Origin of the sequence: Aestuariivirga sp. (genome assembly GCF_046294715.1) — a bacterium.
Classification (GTDB): domain Bacteria; phylum Pseudomonadota; class Alphaproteobacteria; order Rhizobiales; family Aestuariivirgaceae; genus Aestuariivirga.
The window spans coordinates 268,488-288,575 of the sequence record NZ_JBKBKI010000001.1 but is presented as its reverse complement, the minus strand read 5'-3'; the positions used below and the strand labels follow the sequence as shown (position 1 = coordinate 288,575).

18 protein-coding genes are annotated in these 20,088 nt (G+C 58.1%); 12 read left to right on the top strand and 6 right to left on the bottom strand.

The window, feature by feature from the left end:
• Window positions 1-54: 54 nt before the first annotated feature.
• A complete protein-coding gene (locus ACK4HL_RS01425; RefSeq protein ID WP_409755991.1) occupies window positions 55-1,614 on the bottom strand; it encodes an ABC transporter substrate-binding protein in 1,560 nt (519 codons plus the stop codon).
• 33 nt (window positions 1,615-1,647) lie between these two features.
• Window positions 1,648-2,541: a dimethylarginine dimethylaminohydrolase family protein gene (locus ACK4HL_RS01420; RefSeq protein ID WP_409755988.1), complete on the bottom strand. Its 894-nt coding sequence runs from the start codon at window positions 2,539-2,541 to the stop codon at window positions 1,648-1,650.
• Window positions 2,542-2,660: 119 nt separating this feature from the next.
• On the opposite strand from ACK4HL_RS01420, the gene ACK4HL_RS01415 reads away from it, so the two are divergent.
• Window positions 2,661-3,572 (top strand): LysR substrate-binding domain-containing protein, encoded by a 912-nt coding sequence (locus tag ACK4HL_RS01415; protein WP_409755985.1) that lies wholly within the window; start codon window positions 2,661-2,663, stop codon window positions 3,570-3,572.
• Window positions 3,573-4,394: 822 nt separating this feature from the next.
• Here the strand turns inward: ACK4HL_RS01415 and ACK4HL_RS01410 are convergent.
• The 3 genes from ACK4HL_RS01410 to betI all read right to left on the bottom strand — a co-directional run bounded on the left by ACK4HL_RS01410 (window position 4,395) and on the right by betI (window position 7,699).
• Window positions 4,395-5,204 carry a hypothetical protein gene (locus tag ACK4HL_RS01410; protein ID WP_409755982.1) on the bottom strand — a complete coding sequence of 270 codons (810 nt, stop codon included), beginning with the start codon at window positions 5,202-5,204 and terminating at the stop codon, window positions 4,395-4,397.
• 305 nt (window positions 5,205-5,509) lie between these two features.
• The gene (locus ACK4HL_RS01405) at window positions 5,510-7,054 is read right to left on the bottom strand and encodes a trimethylamine methyltransferase family protein (protein WP_409755979.1); all 1,545 of its coding nucleotides are present in this window, start codon (window positions 7,052-7,054) and stop codon (window positions 5,510-5,512) included.
• Between the two features lie 42 nt (window positions 7,055-7,096).
• The gene (gene betI, locus ACK4HL_RS01400) at window positions 7,097-7,699 is read right to left on the bottom strand and encodes a transcriptional regulator BetI (protein ID WP_409755976.1); all 603 of its coding nucleotides are present in this window, start codon (window positions 7,697-7,699) and stop codon (window positions 7,097-7,099) included.
• Window positions 7,700-7,827: 128 nt separating this feature from the next.
• Between betI and ACK4HL_RS01395 the strand changes: the two genes are divergently transcribed.
• The 6 genes from ACK4HL_RS01395 to ACK4HL_RS01370 are packed head-to-tail and all read left to right on the top strand — an operon-like array spanning window position 7,828 to window position 13,175.
• On the top strand, window positions 7,828-8,637 hold the full coding sequence (locus ACK4HL_RS01395) for an alpha/beta fold hydrolase (protein WP_409755973.1): 810 nt from the start codon (window positions 7,828-7,830) through the stop codon (window positions 8,635-8,637).
• 12 nt (window positions 8,638-8,649) lie between these two features.
• The gene (locus tag ACK4HL_RS01390; protein WP_409755970.1) at window positions 8,650-9,330 is read left to right on the top strand and encodes a cysteine hydrolase family protein; all 681 of its coding nucleotides are present in this window, start codon (window positions 8,650-8,652) and stop codon (window positions 9,328-9,330) included.
• A gap of 18 nt (window positions 9,331-9,348) precedes the next feature.
• Entirely contained in the window at window positions 9,349-10,401 is a 1,053-nt protein-coding gene (locus ACK4HL_RS01385) for a PotD/PotF family extracellular solute-binding protein (RefSeq protein ID WP_409755968.1), read from the top strand.
• A gap of 3 nt (window positions 10,402-10,404) precedes the next feature.
• Window positions 10,405-11,523, top strand: coding sequence for an ABC transporter ATP-binding protein (locus tag ACK4HL_RS01380; protein WP_409755965.1), 1,119 nt, complete (start codon window positions 10,405-10,407; stop codon window positions 11,521-11,523).
• Entirely contained in the window at window positions 11,510-12,391 is an 882-nt protein-coding gene (locus ACK4HL_RS01375) for an ABC transporter permease (protein WP_409755962.1), read from the top strand. The genes ACK4HL_RS01380 and ACK4HL_RS01375 overlap by 14 nt, the downstream gene beginning before the upstream one ends.
• Window positions 12,384-13,175 (top strand): ABC transporter permease, encoded by a 792-nt coding sequence (locus ACK4HL_RS01370; RefSeq protein ID WP_409755959.1) that lies wholly within the window; start codon window positions 12,384-12,386, stop codon window positions 13,173-13,175. Before ACK4HL_RS01375 ends, ACK4HL_RS01370 begins: the two co-directional genes overlap by 8 nt.
• A 158-nt stretch (window positions 13,176-13,333) precedes the next feature.
• Here ACK4HL_RS01370 and ACK4HL_RS01365 read toward each other — a convergent pair whose 3' ends face one another.
• Complete coding sequence (locus ACK4HL_RS01365; protein WP_409755956.1) at window positions 13,334-14,008, bottom strand: transcriptional regulator; 675 nt, start codon at window positions 14,006-14,008, stop codon at window positions 13,334-13,336.
• Between the two features lie 158 nt (window positions 14,009-14,166).
• Here ACK4HL_RS01365 and ACK4HL_RS01360 point away from each other — a divergent pair, with 158 nt between their 5' ends.
• The 5 genes from ACK4HL_RS01360 to ACK4HL_RS01340 all read left to right on the top strand — a co-directional run bounded on the left by ACK4HL_RS01360 (window position 14,167) and on the right by ACK4HL_RS01340 (window position 19,995).
• Window positions 14,167-15,684, top strand: coding sequence for an amidase (locus tag ACK4HL_RS01360; RefSeq protein WP_409755953.1), 1,518 nt, complete (start codon window positions 14,167-14,169; stop codon window positions 15,682-15,684).
• Window positions 15,685-15,714: 30 nt separating this feature from the next.
• Window positions 15,715-16,680 (top strand): acetamidase/formamidase family protein, encoded by a 966-nt coding sequence (locus ACK4HL_RS01355; RefSeq protein ID WP_409755950.1) that lies wholly within the window; start codon window positions 15,715-15,717, stop codon window positions 16,678-16,680.
• Window positions 16,681-16,719: 39 nt separating this feature from the next.
• Window positions 16,720-18,150, top strand: a complete 1,431-nt coding sequence (locus tag ACK4HL_RS01350; RefSeq protein ID WP_409755947.1) for an ABC transporter substrate-binding protein — start codon at window positions 16,720-16,722, stop codon at window positions 18,148-18,150.
• Window positions 18,151-18,328: 178 nt separating this feature from the next.
• The gene (locus ACK4HL_RS01345) at window positions 18,329-19,180 is read left to right on the top strand and encodes a carbohydrate ABC transporter permease (RefSeq protein ID WP_409755944.1); all 852 of its coding nucleotides are present in this window, start codon (window positions 18,329-18,331) and stop codon (window positions 19,178-19,180) included.
• Window positions 19,177-19,995 carry a carbohydrate ABC transporter permease gene (locus ACK4HL_RS01340; RefSeq protein WP_409755941.1) on the top strand — a complete coding sequence of 273 codons (819 nt, stop codon included), beginning with the start codon at window positions 19,177-19,179 and terminating at the stop codon, window positions 19,993-19,995. The genes ACK4HL_RS01345 and ACK4HL_RS01340 overlap by 4 nt, the downstream gene beginning before the upstream one ends.
• Window positions 19,996-20,088 lie beyond the last annotated feature (93 nt).

Below are 20,088 nucleotides of genomic sequence, written 5' to 3'. Positions count from 1 at the left end.
GCAATCCTGCCACGCTCAACCGCGACTCGGTCGTCGCTGTTTGCGCATGACAACTCAGGTGAACCACCACCGATCGGCGGCGCGGCCACCGTCCATGTTCAGATTACCGGAAACCTCGCCCGTGGCAACCTTGTCCGATGTCGCATCAATGGAAGAGGCAAAGAAGGGAATTACGGTTCCCCCGTCGTCACTCAGGATCCGCTGCATTTCACCATAGATCGCCTTGCGCTTGGCTTCATCAAGTTCGGAGCGGCCCTGCCTGAGAAGGGAGTCGAAATCAGCATTCCGGATGAAACTTTCGTTCCAGGGGGCATCCGAAGCGTATGCGAGCGAGAAGATTCCGTCGGGAGTCGGTCTTGTGCCGAAATAGCTCTGGCACCAGGGTTTCTTCTGCCAAACGTTCGACCAATAACCATCGGCGGGCTCGCGCACCACCTCGATCGTGATTCCTGCCTTCAGGGCTGATGCACTGTAGAGATCCGCAACCGCCTCCCCGGCTTCCAAAATGATGTTCGATGCACTCAAGGGGACCTTCATGTCCGATAAACCCGCCTGCTTCAGGTGAAACCTTGCCTTGTCAGGATCGAATGTCTTCTGTGGAAGTTCCGAGTTGAAGTAGGGGCTGAGCGGCGAGATTGGATGATCGTTGGCAACCTCTCCGTTGCCATTGAGGACTTTCTCCACGATCTCTTCGCGATCAATCGCATATTTAAGCGCAAGTCTGACATCGCGATTGTCGAATGGCTGAAGTCCCATGTTCATCGGCAGCGTCATATGCGTTCCGCTGGCCACCTTCAGCACACGTACCGACGGATTACTTTCGATCATGCTCAATGTCTTGAGATCGACGAACATCACGGCGTCGAGTTCGCCCGCGAGAAGAGCGTTCATCCGCGCAGTCGAGTCCGCAATTGCACGGCAATCGACCTCATCGAAGTTTCCGTGCCCCTCCTTGAAGTAGTTGGGGTTACGGCTCCCCGTCCATCTCACCCCGGGCTCAAAGGATTTCATCACATAGGGGCCGGTGCCCACCCCGTCTCCAAAATCAGTGGTGTTGTGGGGCACGATCTGCGCGTGATAGTCCGCCAGTACATAGGGGAAATCTGCGTTTGGCTCCTTCAGGGTAATGATCAGGCCGAACTTTCCATCTGCCTTGATCTCCGAGATGTCCGCCAGCATCGACTTGATGGCCGACTTGGAGTCGGGCTTCAAGTGATGGTTGAGGGAGAAGAGAACGTCCTCGGCCTCAAGGGTCTTGCCGTTGTGGAATTCAACGCCCTGCCGGAGCCTGAACACCCATTTTCTTCCCCCGTCCGTTCCCTCCCAGCTTTCCGCCAGTTCCGGCTTTAGCTTGAGATCAGGACCAAGCTCAACGAGGTTGCTGCGGCTGTTCCAGCTCATCATTCCCGGCGCGATATCCGCGAATGTGGCTGGATCCAGCGTGTCGGCCGTCGACGCTCCGACGATCGCAAACCTGAACTGGCCGCCCCTTTTGGGCGTGGAGGCATAGGCAGGTGTGGCTGCGAAAGGCGCACCAGCTGCAGCTCCGGCCGCGAGGCCGACAGTACCGGCGAGCATCTGCCGGCGATTAATGCGAAAGAGCGGAATCGTCATCGGCAGTACCCCGTCATGAAGTGGTCTCGAAACCTAATCCGGCAACCTGTGCAGCTCATGGCATGAGCAATGCACGCCCCCGCCACCCAGCGCAAACATGTCATAGTCGACGGCAATCACCTCGAAGCCGGCTTCTCTCAGCTGCCTGTTGACGTTGACATTGTGCGACATGGACAGAACACGACGGTTACCAAGGCTCACGACATTGCCGCCCAGTTTCACGCAATCGGCATATGCCACTGGTATGATTTCGATGCCGTGTTTCTTCTTGATGTAGTCAAGTCCATAGGCCGGAAGAGCATCTTCGCAGACAAGTGCGAGGCCCTTCTCCAGCATCACCACCACTGCATCCATGTGGACGAACTGCGGAGGAATTGGGACAATCGCAACCTCCCAGTCCTTCTCCCGGAGCCAGCCGGCGACCTGTTCCGCACCTTCCTTGGTTGACCTGTCTCCGGACCATCCGAGAAGCGCAACCCCTTCCTTGAGGATGACGAAATCGCCCCCTTCGAAATGACCTGCCGTCACCCATTTCCAGATGGGAATGCCTGCCTTGTGGTAGAACTCGGACACTACTGCGTAGTCCCTCCGGCGCGGCGGGGTCTGGATCGAGGTCACAACAGCACCCCAGGGCGTCATGAAGCTGGAGTCGCGGGTGAAAACGCTGGATGGAAGTCCTTCATCGGCTTCCACGAAATGGCAGCGGACGCCAGCCTTTTCATAGACGTCCACCATTTCCCGGTGCTGGCGCATCGCCTTCTGCTTGTCGAAGTGATAACCCATCGCCTCCTGATTGGCGAAAGTTACAGCAGAGATCGAATTCAGCGGCACCCAGCGGAAATGGTCCGGCTTGCCGAGCAGGACGTCAGTCAGGACGCCAGTCTGCGCATTCACCCCCCAGCGCGCTGGAGCAGACATGTTGTTCATGTGTCGGTCCTCTCACTGTTCAATCAATTATCAATGGGCAATGATCACACCGTTTTTTTCTAGCGCAAAGCGAGAAATTGTGATCCATACTGTGAAACAAATTAACATCGGAGAACTGGATGGCCTTGGACCGGAGCCGGCTGCCACTGCATGCCTTGAGAGCATTCGAGGCGGCGGCCAGACACAGGAACCTCGTCCGGGCGGCCGAAGAACTTGGCGTCACGCATGGCGCCGTCTCCCATCAGATAAGGGCACTGGAAGAGGCACTGAAGACGCAGCTTTTCGATCGTCGTCACAGGCCAATTTCGCTGACCACATCAGGGGAGCAACTGCTGTCGGCGGTGGACTCGGCCTTCGACAGGCTTTCACGAGCCGCGGGCGCACTGAGGGCAGGAGAGCTCGAGGGTGAGATCACGATATCCTGCGTGCCCGGCTTGGCATCCAATTGGCTGGTACCCAAGCTAGGAGAGTTTCTCGTCGCACATTCAAGCATCGCTGTTCATGTGGTCACTGAGTACTGGCAGCATCCGACCATAGCGGACCAATGTGATCTCGCAATTGCGTACGGTAGCGCGGAGCATCCCGGAAAGAGGGTCGTGCTCCTGGGGCACTCGGCGTTCTTTCCTGTCTGCAGTCCAACATTACTGGCCGGTTGTGCCCCGCTTCAGGCGCCAGAGGACATTGCCGACCACACATTGCTTCACGAGTACAGCGACGAAACCTGGTCGCGCTGGTTCGTGGCTGCTGGGCTGAAGAACATCCTTGCCCGGAGACAGGTATACTTTGACGGCGCTCACCTATCTCTTCAGGCTGCACGCTCAGGATATGGCTTGGCCATGGGCGATATCCCAACTGTTGGAGATGATCTCATCGCTGGGAGCCTTGTGCAGCCGTTCACTCTGTCTGTTCCGGCAGCGTATCCTTATTACCTCATCGCCCCGCCCAAGGCAGAACAATCTGCTCCAGGTCGTGCACTAGAGGAATGGCTGATCGAGAAGTTCAAGGAAATCACTAAACTCCTGATCCCTTGATCGTGAATTCGCAGAAGCTGAGATCTGGCGATCGGGTACATAAATCATTGGTACCGGACTGTCTCCTAAAGCGAGCGACCCGAAGTCTGTCTCTCGCACGAACTGCGATCCAGCCCCAGAGCAGCTTCGGAAGTCGACAAATCCAGATGCTTGCAGCCCATCAGCTAGGTGGGAGGTTTCTTTCCCCGTTCCATGCGTGGAGCGCAGCGTCCCGCCTGCCCGAGCCGAGCCACTATCACGTGAGACAAAACAGTCTATAGTTCGATCAGGCCCGACCAGCCTCCAATCCTGCTTGCCTTGAAGTAGGGGCGGTCAGGGCATAGTTACGTACCGGTCGTTCTTGAGGGACCGCGACGCTGCCGGGCGGGACCATGCCTTGCTCGTCACTTCTCATGCTCCACGACGAGTTTGATGGGTCTCAACCATGAACGAGCACAAAAGGTCCTGCTACAATCGTCGGCGCTGTAGCCTCCGCGCGTGTCGTATGACCGGATCGAGATTGCCGGCGACCTGGGTCATGCTGTCGACCTGGTCCTTGTCCGGAATGCTGGGGAATCCCGCGACTTCTGCAAGGAAGGCCTCGAGCCAGGGAGCGCTGGTGGGGATGAGAACCCGTCAGTCGGAAATGGCTAGTACGGCCTTTCCGAGACGCTCGATCTTCGACGCGCTCGGGCGAATGCTGGGCACGCCATCCCGTTCGAGGGGCTCGGACGTAGCGGTCGATCCAAGGACGTGCCTGTAGCCGTTTCTGACCAGTTGCTGCTTGGCACCGAGGCCTACTCCCTGCTCATCCAGGATGATCAGGGCGGATCGTCGAGCTTGTCAGCGGTCTTTATGGACGCGATGACTTCGGGGAGTTCCATTTTCATGCGCCTCACGGACGTCAGGTAGACCGCGTCGCGACCCTCCCTGTTCTTCCTCAGCCCCCGCCTCGGCAGGGGCATAGCGCGGCCACTGGTCGACCGAATACATACCCGAGCCGCCGACAACGGGCCTCTGCTGGTACTGGGACGCGAAGACATGCGGTGGCAGCATGTGCCGCAGCCTGTCGACTGTCTCGGCGCTCATCAGGGCGGGATTGAGCAGTTCACCTGCCTTTCGACGATAGATGACCCGGCCTTTGTACTCATAAGACTTTTCGTCTGCTTCTGCGATGAGCGGAAACCTGAGGATGGTGTCCGCTCCCCCCTCGAAATCGGCTGAAGGATCATCCGGTGCCAGCCGATGCATGACCATGATCAGGGCGCCCTTGTTCTGGTCGTTGAAGCGGGTCAGCACCGAGCTCCCGAGCCAGGACCGATACTTCCGCTTCGCAGATTCGGCCAAGATATCTTCCGGCTGCAACGGATCATCGATGATGATGATGTCTGCCCCAAAACCCGTGATGGTGCTTCCAACCGACGTCGCATACCGAAACCCACCGGCCGTCGTGCGGATGTAGTCCTCGGCAGACTTCTCGAGCTGAACGTTCGGGACGATCAGCCTGTAGAGTGGCGATCGAAGCACGCGGCGGGTGAGGTTGGAGAGATCGTGCGCGAGATCGTCGCTGTAGGAGATGCAGATGAACTTCGCCGCGGGATTGCGCCCGAGGCACCATGCCGTGAACAGCACCGACGTGATGATCGACTTCATGTGCCGGGGCGGAAGGTTGATCAGCACACGGCGGCGCCTGCCTTCCTCCACGCGACAGAGCACACTTGCGAGGAGTTCCAGGTAAGGCGCGAAGTGCAGCTTCTGGCCGGGGTGCAAGACGTCGAACATGAGCTCGAGAGGGGGGCCCAATCACTTCACGACTCTCCCCAGATGGAGCGGGAGACCGTTGACGGTGGCGAGCAAATCGGGTGCCTTCGTCAAGGCCCCAGTAACTCATTGCCATGTTGTTGTTCTTGAGCCCGCTCCCCATGTTGATAACGTACAGCTGAAATCAGGTAGGCTGATCAGCTTTCTGGCGGCGCCCCACCCTCTCGTGTTCGCTTTTGGATATATTCGCTGAGCGCATCAACTCGCTCGACGGAATTTGATATCGTGGCTCCCTCGTTCACGATGGACTGCCATATTCCGGTGGCGCGCTCATTGGCGGACTTCGATCCGTTTTCCGTCCATGTTCCGAAGTTCGACCAGTCGGCTACGAGGGGCTGATAAAATGCCGTCTTGTATCTCTCCATCGTGTGAGCTGCGCCGAAGAAGTGACCGCCCGGCGGCACTTCGCGCAGCGCATCGAGAGCAATGTCGCTCTCTTCAGCCGGAACCGGCGTGCAGAGTTCTGCGAAGGTCTGCAAGACCTCCAAGTCGGTGATGAATTTCTCATAGGAAACGGTGAGGCCCCCTTCGAGCCAGCCAGCGCCGTGGATGATGACCGTGGCCCCCGCCAATACCGCTCCCCATGCGCTCATTTGAGTTTCGTTGGCCGCCTGCGCATCGTTCATGTTTGCAGCTGAGCCGGCAGCGCAACGCCACGGCAAACCCAGAAGTCGCGCAAGCTGGCCGGCGCCAAGGTTTGCCTTCACCTGCTCGGGCGTGCCGAAGGCCGGAGCGCCGGACTTCATATCGACATTAGAAGCGAATGCTCCATAGCAGACTGGAGCTCCCGCACGCGACAGTTGGGTCAGCGCAATCGCCGCCAGTGCTTCGGCATGTGAAAGGGTCAAGGCACCTGCGATAGTTATCGGAGCCATTGCGCCCATCAGGCAAAACGGTGTGACGATGGACAACTGGCCGGCGCGTGCAAAGTCGATTAAACCTTGCGCCATGGGTATGTCCAGCTGCCGCGGCGAATTGGTATTGATGATCGTATAGCAGTGCGCCGCCGCCTCGAACTCAGCAGTGGATAGGCCGCGAAAATCCTGGATCATTCTGAAGCAGTCCCTGACCTGCGGCGTACCGCGGGAGAATACGAAGGGAAACTTGTCAGAGAGAGTGAGCTGCGCTTCCGTCACGTGATAGTGCCGCAAGTGCATCGGGATATCCTGCGGCTCGACCAGCGGGTTCAACATGTGCAGCACATCGAAGTGCTGTGTCAGTTTCGTGAGTTCGCGATAGTCGCGAAGTGTCGCAGCGCGGCGACCGCGAATGAGGTCAGTGACATAGGGAGACCCCGCGCCGCTCTGGAATGTGAGGCGCCCTATCGTGAGCGTCAGATCGCGCAGCGGTGCCCCGGAATGCAGATCGATGGAGCGTGGGGCCGACTTCAATGCCGCGCCGATGACATCACGACCGATGCGGACGATTTGGGAGTCATCGTCGACTATTGCGCCGCCTCTTGCGTAGATCATCCGCGCCTCGGGAAGCAGGACTTTGATCCCGAGTTCCTCCAGGACGCGCAAGGCCGACTCGTGAATGGCCGCGACGCGGTCCTCGGAGAACACTGCGGCAGGCTCAAATGGATTCCGGAGCCGGTGATAGTCGCACGCCCGGCTGGCGTCGCGAGAGGGACCACGACCTCGCAGGCGGCGACGCTCATCCCTTTCCTTCGCGCCAGACATCACGACGTGGTCTCCGTTCTCTCTGACCGGCATGTAGGCCAGTCAAACACCGGCTGGCTCTCCTCGATCCGATGCAGTCGCTGTTACAAGGTAACGGCGGCAAATGCGCCGTGCGTCATCCATACTGAAGCTGTCCGGATCGATGAATTGACGCATCCAAAAGCCATCGATGAGGGCGTAGAGGCCGAGGTAGACCTCGTCGACCTCATCCGGGGGGACCATCGAGCGCAGCGATACCTTGATGTTGGAGCGGAATCTCCGATTGATCGTGCGCTGCAGCGACGCGAGCTGTGGGTGCGTGGGAAGCTGCGCCCAGAAAGCCCGCCACGCGAACATCGCACCGGGCCTCAGCTGTTCGGGCTGGAGGCAACCGTCAATGATGGCTTCCAGCCGCTGTGCAGGTGTGGGATTAGCGGGCGTCAGCCGCCGAATTTCGAAAGCCAGTTCCTTGGTGAGGCGGCGCAACGTCGCTTCGAGGAGCTCCTCTTTGCCGTCGAAATAGTGATTGACCAGGGATGGGGAAACACCGGCCTGCTCCGCGATCGTCATGAGGGTCGTATCCGGCAGGCCGTGAGCTGCAATGGACGCTATGGCGGCATCGATCAACTCGTTGCGCCGGAAATCCCTGATCTTCACTCTCGACATGAACGTCCCTGCGCGTGATTGATCGTTTTGTACGATCAAACAGTGAATTAAATAATCGATCAAAATATTGTTTGACGCAACAATAAAACAATAGCAGTCTCAACGTTGTTCAAACTGGGAGAGCTCTGGTGCCCCATCTGGAACTCGCTGACTGCAGCTTGTGGTTTGTTCAGCGCGGCGATGGCCCCGACATCATCTGGATTCCCGGTGGCGACAATGTCGCCGAAGATTGGGATGATCAGATCGCAGAATTTGCGGGAAGTTACCGCAACACCGCGTTCGACCCGCGAGGAGCAGGCCGCACAAAGAGTCATCGCCCTCCGCCCTGGTCGATTGCCGACATGGCGCGCGACTGTGCGGACTTGATCCGGGCCGTTTGCAAACCCCCCGTCTATGTGGCCGGACTGTCCATGGGTTCGTTCGTCACGCTGCAGGTTGCGATCGATTTTCCTGAGCTGGTCCGTTGCGCCATTGCCATGGGGACTGCGGCAAAACCAACCGGCTTCTGCCGTGACTGGATGAAAGCTGAGGTCGAATTCCGAAAGGCCGGAGGCCGCCTCTCTCCGGAATTTGCTGTCCATCACTATGGCGCATTCATGTACCCGTCCGATGTGCTCGGCAACGACGAGCTCTGGTACAGACTGAAGCCCTTCATCGAGCGCAGCTACGGAGAGCGGGAGAGCGAGCACCTGATTGCGCAGTGGCAGGCTTGCATCGAATTCGATGTCGAGGACAGGCTGAAGCACTGCCAAGTTCCAATCCACGTAATCGGATTTTCCCAGGACATGCAGGCCCCGCCAGCATTGGGAAGGCGAGCCGCAGCACTCGCACCGAACGGCAATTTCCACCTCCTTGAGGGACTCGGTCATCTGTCGCTGTCGGGACACCGCCCCGAGACGGTCAATGGTGAGATCCGAAAGATCATTGAAAGCTACTGAGAGAGATCAAAAATGCGTACTCTTCCGGCCGGATTTGAACGGACCGCAGTCGTTGCGGTGGATTTGCAGAATGACTGCATCGAAGCGGAAGGGGCATGGCCCATCTACAACAAGGATCAACTCCTCAAGAGTGCCGCTAACGCGCTTGATGCCTGCCGTGAGGCGGGCCTTCCCATCATCTATACCCAGCACTGGCTTGACCCGCGCGGCATTGACGCGCTTCGTTATGAGCCGCTGACGAATGGGAGACCGACGCATGGCGTCGCAGGCACGCCAAATGCCGAGATCCATGCTGCCGTTGCTCCTTCCGAGCGCGACATCATGGTCAGGAAGCAGCGGTGGAGCGGGTTCTATGGAACAAACCTCGACGTCATCCTTAACCGGATGGACGTCGATCATCTGATCATGTTCGGTGTCTGGACGGAGGCGTGCTTCGAGACGACGGTCTGGGATGCGATCTGGCGCGACTATCGCGTCACAATTGTGAAGGATGCCTGCGGCACGGCGACAGAACTCATGCACATGACGTCCATTCTCGATCTTGCGAACTGGCTCTATGCCGGCTCGATCATCGATGCAGCCGAGCTCGCCAAGGCGCTCGAGGGGAAACCGCACAGAGCGTGGAAATTCGATCAGCCAAGCGCATTTCCCTATACGCTCGAGAACATTCGTTCACTCTACAATTCGCTCTAAAAAAATTTGGAGGAAGTCATGGAAAGGCGTGAGTTTCTGAAGACCAGCACAATCTTGGGCCTCGGCGCCGCAACCGGTCTGAGCTTCTCCAAGCCCGCCGCCGCAGCGGGCGAACTTCGACTGCTGACCTGGGAAGGTTATGCGGAAGATGCATGGGTGAAGGATTTCGAGCAGGCCAATGGCGTGACGGTAACCAAGACGTATGTGGGCTCGAATGACGAATACATGGCCAAGCTCGCAGCGGGTGGGGGCGACTACGACATGGTCGTCATTGTGAGCTCGCTGGCGAAACGCGCCATCGATGCCGGATTCGTGGAAGCCTTGGACATCTCCCTCATTCCGAACTTCGAGCAGCTCTATCCGCGTCTCAAGAAGGTAGAATTCATTTTCAAGGACGGACAGCTCTACGGCGCACCTACGTTCCTCGCGATCAGTCCAGTGACCGTGAATGCCGAAGTGATCCCTCAGGGGAATGATTTCGGGATTCTGTTCGACAAGCAATATGCCGGCAAAATTGCAATGTGGGACGACGTGTCCACCTTGGCAGATACGGCGAACTGGATGGGGATCAAAGACATCTGGAACATGTCTGACGATGAGTTGAACGCAGTCAAGCAAAAGCTCGTCGAGCAGAAGCCCCTTGTACGGACCTATTGGTCACAAGCCGGTGAGGCCATAGACCTGTTCATGAACAAGGAAATAGTCGCATCGAACTCGTGGAGCTATATAACTGCCACGCTGAAGTCGCGGGGTCTCCCCGTCCGTGACTTCGTGAGCTCACCGCCAATCGGGGCAATCGACTCGCACTTCATCGTGAAGGGAACTCAACAACGAGAACTCGCGCATAACTTCATAAATCACATTCTTTCGGCCGAATCGCAGGGTGAGATTGCCGACCTGACGGGCTATACACCGACGAGCCCCTTATCCAAGGACCACATGAAGCCCGATACCTGGGCAGCACTCCGCATGGATGATGTCGGCAAAATGATGGAAGAGATGAAGTTCTGGGAAGACATTCCACGACGCGGCCGCTACCTGGAGGTCCTGAACGAGATCAAGGCCGCCTGATAGATGCACTTCAAGGGCCGCAGCAGGTCGGACTCCTCCGAGGAGGTGCAGGTTAGACTAGATCGGGTGTCGAAGCACTACGGGAATGCTGCCGCTCTGACCGACTTGTCGCTGGATGTCCGGCGAGGTGAGTTCCTTACCCTGCTCGGCCCCAGCGGATGCGGGAAGACAACGACCCTGCGCCTGATCGGCGGCTTCGAAGTTCCTGACCAAGGTTCGGTCGTCATTGGCGGGAGGGACGTGACGAACGTCCCCCCTTTTCATCGCAACGTGAACACCGTGTTTCAGAACTACGCGCTCTTCCCGCATCTCACTGTGTTCGAGAACGTCGCCTACGCTCTCAGAGTGAAACGGTTGTCTGGCACTCAGTTGAGAGACAAAGTCTCGGCAATGCTCGACCGCATGGGCCTTGCCGAGAAGGCCAGGAAATATCCCAGAGAGCTCAGCGGCGGGCAAATGCAGAGAGTGGCTCTTGGGCGGGCGCTCATAAACGAACCTTCGGTTCTCCTCCTCGACGAACCCCTGAGCGCCCTTGATGCAAAGCTTCGGCGTGCAATGCAGCTGGAGCTCCGCCGCATGCACTCCGAGCTCGGACTCACATTCGTTTGCGTGACGCATGACCAGGAGGAGGCTCTCGTCATGAGCGACCGCATTGCCGTCCTCGACGCGGGACGGCTTGCCCAGATTGGGACACCGCAGGATATCTTCGAACGTCCGAGCAACCAGTTTGTTGCGGACTTTATCGGCGGCTGCAATTTTGTAGATGCATTCTCCTGTGCGAACGGTGATTTCCTTCTGCCCGGCTGTGCCCGAGCGCAGCAGAGCGAGCAGCAAGAAGTGAGGCGGGTCCTGCTCGCGATCAGACCTCAAAGCCTCAGGCTCGGGGCTGCAGAAGCGGGTGCCGTCTTCGACGTCGCCGCTCGAGTGTCGGATATCGTCTACTTAGGGACGGCCGTCCGGTTGGTGCTGTCACTTTCTGATGGTGCCGTGTTGACCGCCGAAACCAGCAAGGACGGGGTCGACAAAGCGGGAGCCATTCCCGGTGCGATGCTGCGGGTCTGGGCGCTGAAAGAGGATGTGATGGTTTTCGATACCGCGCGGAGCGGTCATGGCCCACATTGAAGTGTCTCCGCGAGGGCCGGCAATCGATTGGAGCTGGTACCTGAGACTTGCCGCCTTTTTGGGACCGGCGGCACTCTATTCGGCAGTCTTCATCGTCGTTCCCTATGCCAATCTTCTGATCTACAGCTTCTGGAAAACCGAAAACTACGTCATCGTTCGCGACTTCAATGTCCAGAACTTTGCTCGCGTGGCTGAAAGCCCGGTCTATCTTTCCGTGATAGCAAATTCGCTGCTCGTCGCCAGCATCGTCACAGTGTGTGCTGTGATCTTTGGCTATGCGCTGGCATTTTATGTCGCGTTTTTCACGGCAAGGCGACGGAGATTTCTCTACTTTCTCATGGTCATTCCCCTTTGGACCAGCTTTCTCCTTCGCGCGTTTATCTGGCGCCTCATTCTGGGGCGTGAAGGTGTCATAAACTCGAGCCTTGCCTGGCTGGGCCTCACAGACGAGCCCCTCTCGATTCTCCTGTTCAACCGTTTCAGTGTTTGCGTTGCGCTCACCTATGTCTTTATTCCATTCGTTGCAATTCCGGTCTACGCCGCGCTCGAGAAGATACCTCCTGCGACGCTCGAGGCGAGCATGGATCTCGGTGCCTCACCTTTCTATACGCTGAGACGAATCATTCTTCCGCTCAGCCTTCCTGGCATTATCCCGGGTGCAATCTTCACATTCTGCCTCAGCTTCGGGGACTTTGTCGCACCATCACTCCTGGGCGGTCCCAGCGGGATCATGGTGTCCAGCGTCATCATTAATCAATTCGGCTCGGCATTCGATTGGCCATTCGGTAGTGCCTTGGCCATCGTCGTGATTGCTGTTGTCGGGGTCGCCGTTGCATTGGCGAGATTGCTGGAGCGGCAGTATGAATAATGAACTCGCCCGATGGTCACGCGGCCTGCGACGGTCCAGCCAGTTGCTCGGCGTCGCGATATTCATCTTCCTCTATGCTCCGCTCGCGTTACTTGCGGCCTACTCCTTCAGTGGCAGCCGGTCGCTGACCTTCCCGATCCAGAGTTTCACTCTCTCCTGGTACGTGTCACTGGCAAACAATACGGAACTCCTCAACTCGGTATTCAATAGCATCAGCGTCGCTGCGGGGGTCGTACCACTCACGATCCTTCTCGGCGTGCCTGCCGGCTATGCCCTCAACCGATTTGCGTTCACGGGCAGCGGCATCGTCGATCACGTTTTTACATTGCCCCTCATGATTCCCGGCATCATTACGGGGCTTTCAATCCTTCTTCTTCTCAAAAGCTTTGGGATCGGCCTTTCGCTATGGGCTGTTGTCCTTGGGCATACGGTGGCATGGCTGCCAGTGGTCATCGGGCAGGTCGCAGCGCGCCTCCGCCGCATGGACCGGTATATTGAGGAGGCCAGTCTCGACCTTGGTGCCGGCTATATCGAAACGTTCCTCCGTGTGACGCTTCCGAACCTGAAGGGAGCCATCATCGGAAGCGCCCTCCTAGTGTTCACTTTGAGTTTTGATGAGGTGGCCATCACCTTTCTGCTCACCGGAACGGAAAACACCCTCCCGATGCAGATATGGGCAATGTTGCGCCGAGGTGTCACGCCAGAGATTTGCGCAGTGGCAACCTTGACCGTTGCGATGTCTGGTATTTTGATTGCAGTGGGAGTACGCGCGGGGAAGGACTAGTTTGACGTCACTTTAGTGCAAGCCTTGCGCTCATTACGATTTTTGATGATCAGAGTTGCTGGACGCGGGAGCGGAAACCTGCGCCTGAAAAGACCCGTCAACTCGCAAGCGGGACGTGGGAACTTGTAGGCGCAATGTACGCCGGTACCGCGGGGGCTTCACTTCATCGCGGACAGATAATTGTAAACCGCCGCTCTGCTGATACCGAGCAAACCGGCAACTTCGTCGACTGCCCGCCGCATCTGAAAGATTCCTCGCGCCTTGAGGTGCTTGACGAGGCTCCTCCGCTCCTTGGTGGAGAGGAGCGCGAGGGTCCGTCCCTTCAGGCGCAGATACTCAGTCGCAGTCTGGACGATGACCTGGCGAGGGGACGTGAAGTTTTCAGTGATCGCAAAATCATGCGGCTCCGGTTTGGAGAGCATCGAGAGCGCCTGAACAGCCATCTCGAGGTCGTGGACCAGGAAATTTACTGCAATATAGCCAATCACTTGCCTCCCGTGGCGCACAGGAATGAGGGATACACGGATCTGCCGTCCGTCGGGCATTGTAGACATGTAATTGAAGAGGGCATCCGCGCGCCGCGTATCGTCGTGACCATCGACGAAGATCTGGGTCATGAGGTCACCGATCGCTCGGTTGGTGATGTGGCCATTGCCAATCGCACGGATGGTCGGCGGCGAAGTGGTATTTTGATGCAGCACGACTTCGCACAAGGGTCCCACGGCGCGGGCGAGCAGGGGTACAAGCTCTGCCAGCAGATCCAGCTTCCTCTCGGCCTGAGAGCGTACATGCCTGGTAACGGAGTGCTTCATTCGCTTTGCGGTTTTGGTCATTTGGAACTCTCTCCTGCGAGCACCACGGCGGTTGGTAGCAAGGATCCAGCTAGACAATTACTTCACATGTTGACAACATGTAAAAGGCGATCCAATCTCATAAAGTGGGCTGGCGAAGATCGTCGCCCCTGTTTGCCGGCAGCGTCTGGGAGGAAGAGATGAGTGTCCGTACGCCCAACTCCGATGAGATTCAGGCTCTGGCAAACGATTTCGGGATGACGCTCTCTGAAACCGACGCTGAGTCTTTCGTTGGGCTGATTAAGGGCTTGCTGCCGGCCTATGAGTCGATCGACCGCATGGCCGAGCCCAAGCCGCTTGTCAGATATCCGCGGACGCCGGGCTATCGGCCTGCTCCGTCGGACAATCCATTCAATGCTTGGTACTGGCGTGCCGAAGTGAAGGGAGCAGAGGACGGCAAGCTAAAGGGACGCACTATCGCCCTCAAGGACACGACGTGCCTGGCCGGGGTCCCGATGATGAATGGCACTGCCGTTTTGGAAGGGTTCGTTCCCGATATAGACGCGACGATCGCCGAACGTATTCTCGATTCAGGTGGCACGATTATCGGAAAGGCAGCCTGTGAAAATTTGTGCTTCTCGGGTGGAAGCCACACCAACCAGATCGCTGCAGTGCACAATCCTCATCGCGCAGGGTATTCCGCAGGCGGATCATCGAGCGGCAGTGCCGCGCTTGTCGCTTCCGGGAGCGTCGATATGGCGTTGGGCGGCGATCAGGGCGGCTCGATCCGCATCCCGGCATCATGGTGTGGCGTCTATGGACTGAAACCCACTTACGGCCTGGTGCCTTGCACCGGCGTTTTCCCCATCGAGATGACGCTCGACCATTCCGGTCCGATCTGTGCGTCAACCGCGGATGTGGCGTTGTTGCTTTCCGTAATTGCCGGTCGTGATCCTCTCGATCCGCGGCAATTCGAATGTCATACTCAAGACTACATGGCACATCTCGACGATGGTGTGCGTGATCTAAGGATCGGAATCGTGAAGGAAGGCTTCGGTCGACCGGAGAGCGAGGCTGCCGTGGACGAAAAGGTGCGCGCCGCAGGCGCCCGATTCAAGAAGCTCGGAGCCGCGGTCGAAGACGTATCGATTCCAATGCATATCGATGGAGTGGCCATCTGGACTGCGATCGCCGCGGAGGGCGCGACGGATCTGATGATCAAGGGGAATGGCGCTGGCACGAACTGGCAAGGCTATTACCCCACCAATATGATCGAGGCCTATGCGCGCGGCTGGCGTTCGCGGCCAGACGATCTTCCCGATACGGTCAAGCTGGTTCTTTTCGCCGGTGAATTTATGCAACGCTTCTATCACGGCCGCTACTATGCGAAGGCCCAGAACCTGCGACGGCTGCTCCGCAAGGCCTATGACGACGCCCTGGAGCGTTTCGACATCCTGGTCATGCCGACAACGCCGATGAAGTCCCAGCCCCTCCCCCCAGTCGGGTGCAGCCGCGAGGAGAATCTCGCGCGGGCGCTGGAGATGATCAACAACACCTGCCCCTTCGACGCGTCGGGTCACCCGGCGATGAGCGTGCCTTGCGGAATGATCGATGGTCTCCCCGTGGGCATGATGCTGATCGGCCGCAAGTTCGACGAAGCCACGGTACTTCGCGCCTCGCAGGCTTTCGAGAGGATCGGAGACTGGAAATCGATGTAACTAACGTTCGGCCCACGGAGGAAACGGGACATGGACCAGAAGAAACACGAACATACGCTTGGCTGCAAGCATACCATCCACCAACATCAGCAGAACCTCTGCTGGGACAATTCCATCAAGCCTGCGATGACCGTCGCGCCGGGCGACACGATCGAGTTTCGTGACATCGATGCGACATGCGGTCAGATCACCGCTAAATCCACCGTTGGCGACATCGCGACCTTGGATTTTTCCCGTATTAACCCGATCGCCGGACCGATCTATGTCGATGGCGCAGAGCCTGGCGATGCACTGAAAGTGACGCTCCTCGGGTTCCAGTCATCCGGCTGGGCGTGGACGGCAATCGTTCCTGGGTTCGGGCTTCTCGCCGACGATTTTCCAGAGCCAGCACTGAACATCTGGTCATACGACAAGAGCTTCTCGCAGTCTGCACTTTACGGTCCCGGCGCCAAGGTTCCGCTGAAGCCCTTCTGCGGCACGATTGGCGTCGCACCGGCGGAGTCCGGCAAGCACAGCACGATCCCCCCGCACTCAGCCGGCGGCAATATGGATATCCGCGACCTGACAGTGGGGGTTGAACTCTATCTGCCGGTAAAGGTCAAAGGCGCGCTGTTCTCCATCGGCGACACCCATGCGGCGCAGGGCGATGGAGAAGTCTGCGGCACGGCCATCGAGTCTCCAATGAGCGTTGCGGCCAAGCTTGAACTGGTAAAGGGCGCCAATTTGCGCTTCCCGCGCTTCCGCACGAGCGGGCCGGTGACGCGCCATCTCGACGCCAAGGGTTACGAGGTCACGACCGGTATTGGGCCCGATCTGATGGAGGCTACCAAGAACGCCGTCCGTGGCATGATCGATCTCCTGGGTCAGCAGCACAATATGAATGCCGCGGATGCCTACATGCTCTGCAGCGTCTGTGCAGACATGCGGATCAGCGAGGTCGTCGATCAACCCAACTGGGTGGTGTCCTGCTATTTGCCACGTATTGTTTTCGATTGATCTGCCTTCAACAAGACGTTCAGGGAGGAAAGGCTCAAAATGGTCAACATCAAGCGACTAGTGGCCGAATGTCTGCGAGCGGCAGTGGCACTCGCAGCTTCAGCGGGTTTGATCGCCGGCTCGGCTCAGGCTGAGACATGGTCCCTCGCCGAAGCCGCCAAACCCTATGCGGGGGCGACGCTCCATTGTATGGGCGACGGTTATGCCCCCGCTCTCGCCTATCAGAAACTGTCGGAGGAATTCACCCAGATCACCGGAATAAAGGTGGAATGGGAAACCGCAGATCTGGCGGTGATGAATCAGAAGATGCTTGCCGATGCTATGAACAATACGGGCATCTACGATTGCGACGAGGTGACCTCGGTCGATGTCGGCTTGTGGATCGCGCGCGACTTTGTCAAGCCGGTACAGGACTTCCTCGACGACCCGAAGCTCCGGGATCCGGACTTCGATCCATACAAGCAGTTCATCCCCGAGACGCTCGCCTTTTCCTCCATGGAAAACGGCAAGATCTATGGATTGCCCTACCACTTCATACCCCGCTTCATGGTCGTGCGGAAGGACATCCATGAATGCACCTCGGAGCAGGCCGCCTTCAAGGAGAAGTACAAGTATGACCTCCCCCTGAAGCCTGAGACGTGGGAGCAGTTCCGCGACGTGGCCGAGTTCTTCACACGAAAGGCGGGTGATAATCTCTGCGATAAGGCGTTGACCGAGGATTTCTACGGCACCGCCGTGTCGCTCAAGCGCTACCTTGCCACGCAGTATGACTTCGAGATGTTCCTCAATGCATTCGGCGGCCTGATGTTCAAGGGCGACGGCCGGCTGCCCTCAGCAGAAGGCTTCAAGAGCGGAGAGGATATCGCCTTCGACAGCCCCGAAGGGATCAAAGGGCTTGAATACTGGCTCTCACTCCTAAAGTTCGTGCCGCCGGGCTACCTCGAATACACCTGGGACAATACCTATTCGGATATGTGCAAGGGCAAGCTCTACACCTATCCGACCTGGGGTGACACGACACCCTTCCTGGAGGATTCATCTGACCAGGGCTGCCCGGCAGTGGCAGGCAAGATGGCCTACTATCCGGTGCCGGGGACGCACCAGACCGGGGCCGAGGGACAGACATGGTTCATCCCAGCGTCCTCCAAAAACCCTGAAGCCGCATTTCTCTTCCTTCAGTGGCTTGCGTCAAAAGATGTCGCACTTCGCTGCCAGGGCATGGGTTGCACATCGCCGCAGCGCGATCCGTGGTTCGACAAGGCCTATGACAGTGAAGGGCGCGCTCAGGTGACACGCGAGATCATCGACAAGGGATATCTTATCGCCCGCGCTCATCCGCCTGGACTGAGCAAGATCTCGACCATCCTGATCGACAACCTTCAGGCTGCCGCACGCGGCGAGATGACTGCCGAACAGGCCTTGAAGGACGCTGCCGACAAGGGCCGGAAGCTGATGAGCAGCTCGCAGTAGTCCGGCATGATAAGAATGGGCGCGGCCGGATGCGGCCGCGCTCGTCACTCTCCGAATTGACGTCCGAAGGGACCTGCAGGTGCGTGCATTAACGGGCACAGCTGATATCGCTGACGAGAGGGGCGGGCACGAGGATCTTTCCGCGCGCGAGGCGCGCCGGTTCATGATCATCTGCATTGTGCCCGTCATCGTCTTCCTGGTGTTCTCATCGCTCCTCCCCGCGGTCATCGCCCTTACGGACAGCTTCCGCAACCTGAGCCTGACGGACGTCTTCCAGCACGGCCAGTTCGTCGGCCTCGACAATTACCGCCTCGCGCTCGGGGATGATTCGAATCTCTATCATTCACTCTGGCTCACCTTGATATTCGTCGCGGTCGTAGTGCCCGCCGAGTTCATGCTCGGTCTCGCCCTTGCAAAGATCCTGAACCGGGAGTTCTGGGGGCGCCGGTTCTGGATCACCATCCTGCTCATACCGACCATGATTGCACCAGTCGTGGTTGGGATGATCTGGCGCTTCATGCTGATGCCGAGCTTCGGCTTCTTGACCTACTACCTCAACAAGATGGGCTTTTTCAAAAGCGTGCCTCTGTTTTCCGATCCCACCACGGCCTTCATCGCCCTGATGGTCGTCGATATCTGGGAATGGACCCCGTTCATGATGCTGTTCATGCTGGCGGGGCTCTTCTCGATCCCTCAGGACCCTATCGAGGCTGCCGATATCGATGGCGCCAGCACTTGGCAGATTTTCTGGCACATCGAACTGCCGCTGCTGCGGCCCATGATCATTCTGGCGATCATGTTCCGCACGATCGATGCCTCAAAAACCTTCGATATCGTACATGTGCTCACTGAAGGCGGACCTGGCAACACCACCGAGCTGATGAGCGTTTTCGCCTTCCGCACCAGCTTTGTGTCATGGGACCTGGGCATTGGGGCCGCCGTGTGCCTCCTGATCGCCTTCTTCTCGCTTCTCGTCGCTTCGATCTTTTACAAGGTCGTGTCGCGGGAAACGGTCGAGGCGGCAAAATGAACCGAAAGGCATCCCCGCTCCTTTGGCTGGCGCTGGCGCTTATCGCTACGATCGCATTGTTCCCCTATCTCTGGATCGTTCTGACGAGCTTCAAGGCGCGGACCGACATTCTCACCACGCCTCCGGTTTGGGTGAAGGATCCCAGCTGGTTCAACTATACAAACATGCTGTTCTCGCGCGGCTTCGATTCCTATCTTATGAACAGTGCTATCGTGGGACTGTCCAGCACGGTCATCGCGCTGACGGTAGGAACCCTCGCTGCCTATGCCTTCACTCACTACAAGGTGCCCGCCGGAAACCATCTCTTCTTCTACATTCTCGCGACCCGCCTGGGGCCGCCCGTCGCCTATGCCCTGCCGATGTATTTTCTTTTCTCGAAGCTCGGCCTTCTGCAATCTCAAATCGGCGTCATCGTGGCGCATGCTACCTTCAACCTGGTGCTCGTCGTCTGGATGATGAAGACGTTCTTCGAGGAAATTCCGGCCGAGATCGAGGAGGCCGCCCGCCTCGACGGTTGCACGGAATGGCAATTGTTCTCGAGGATCTGCCTGCCGATCAGCTTGCCCGGTCTCGTCACGGCTGCAATTTTCATCTTCATATTCAGCTGGAATGAATTGCTGTTCGCTCTCATCCTGTCCGCCGGCAAGGCGACGACGCTGCCCGCGATGATCCCAAGTCTCGCAATGCACACCGGCACACTATGGGGCGAGGTCGCAGCGGCGGCAGTCGTTCAGACCATACCCGTCATTATCTTCACCTTCATCGCCCAACGCCACCTGATCCGGGGCCTCACCTTCGGGGCTGTCAAGGGATGAGCTGGAGAAGGTGGATCAGGTTCGACGCGGACGAGGGTGGCATTGCCTGGGCTATCCTGTGCTGCTGGATCGGCGTGCTCGGAAACATCTTGC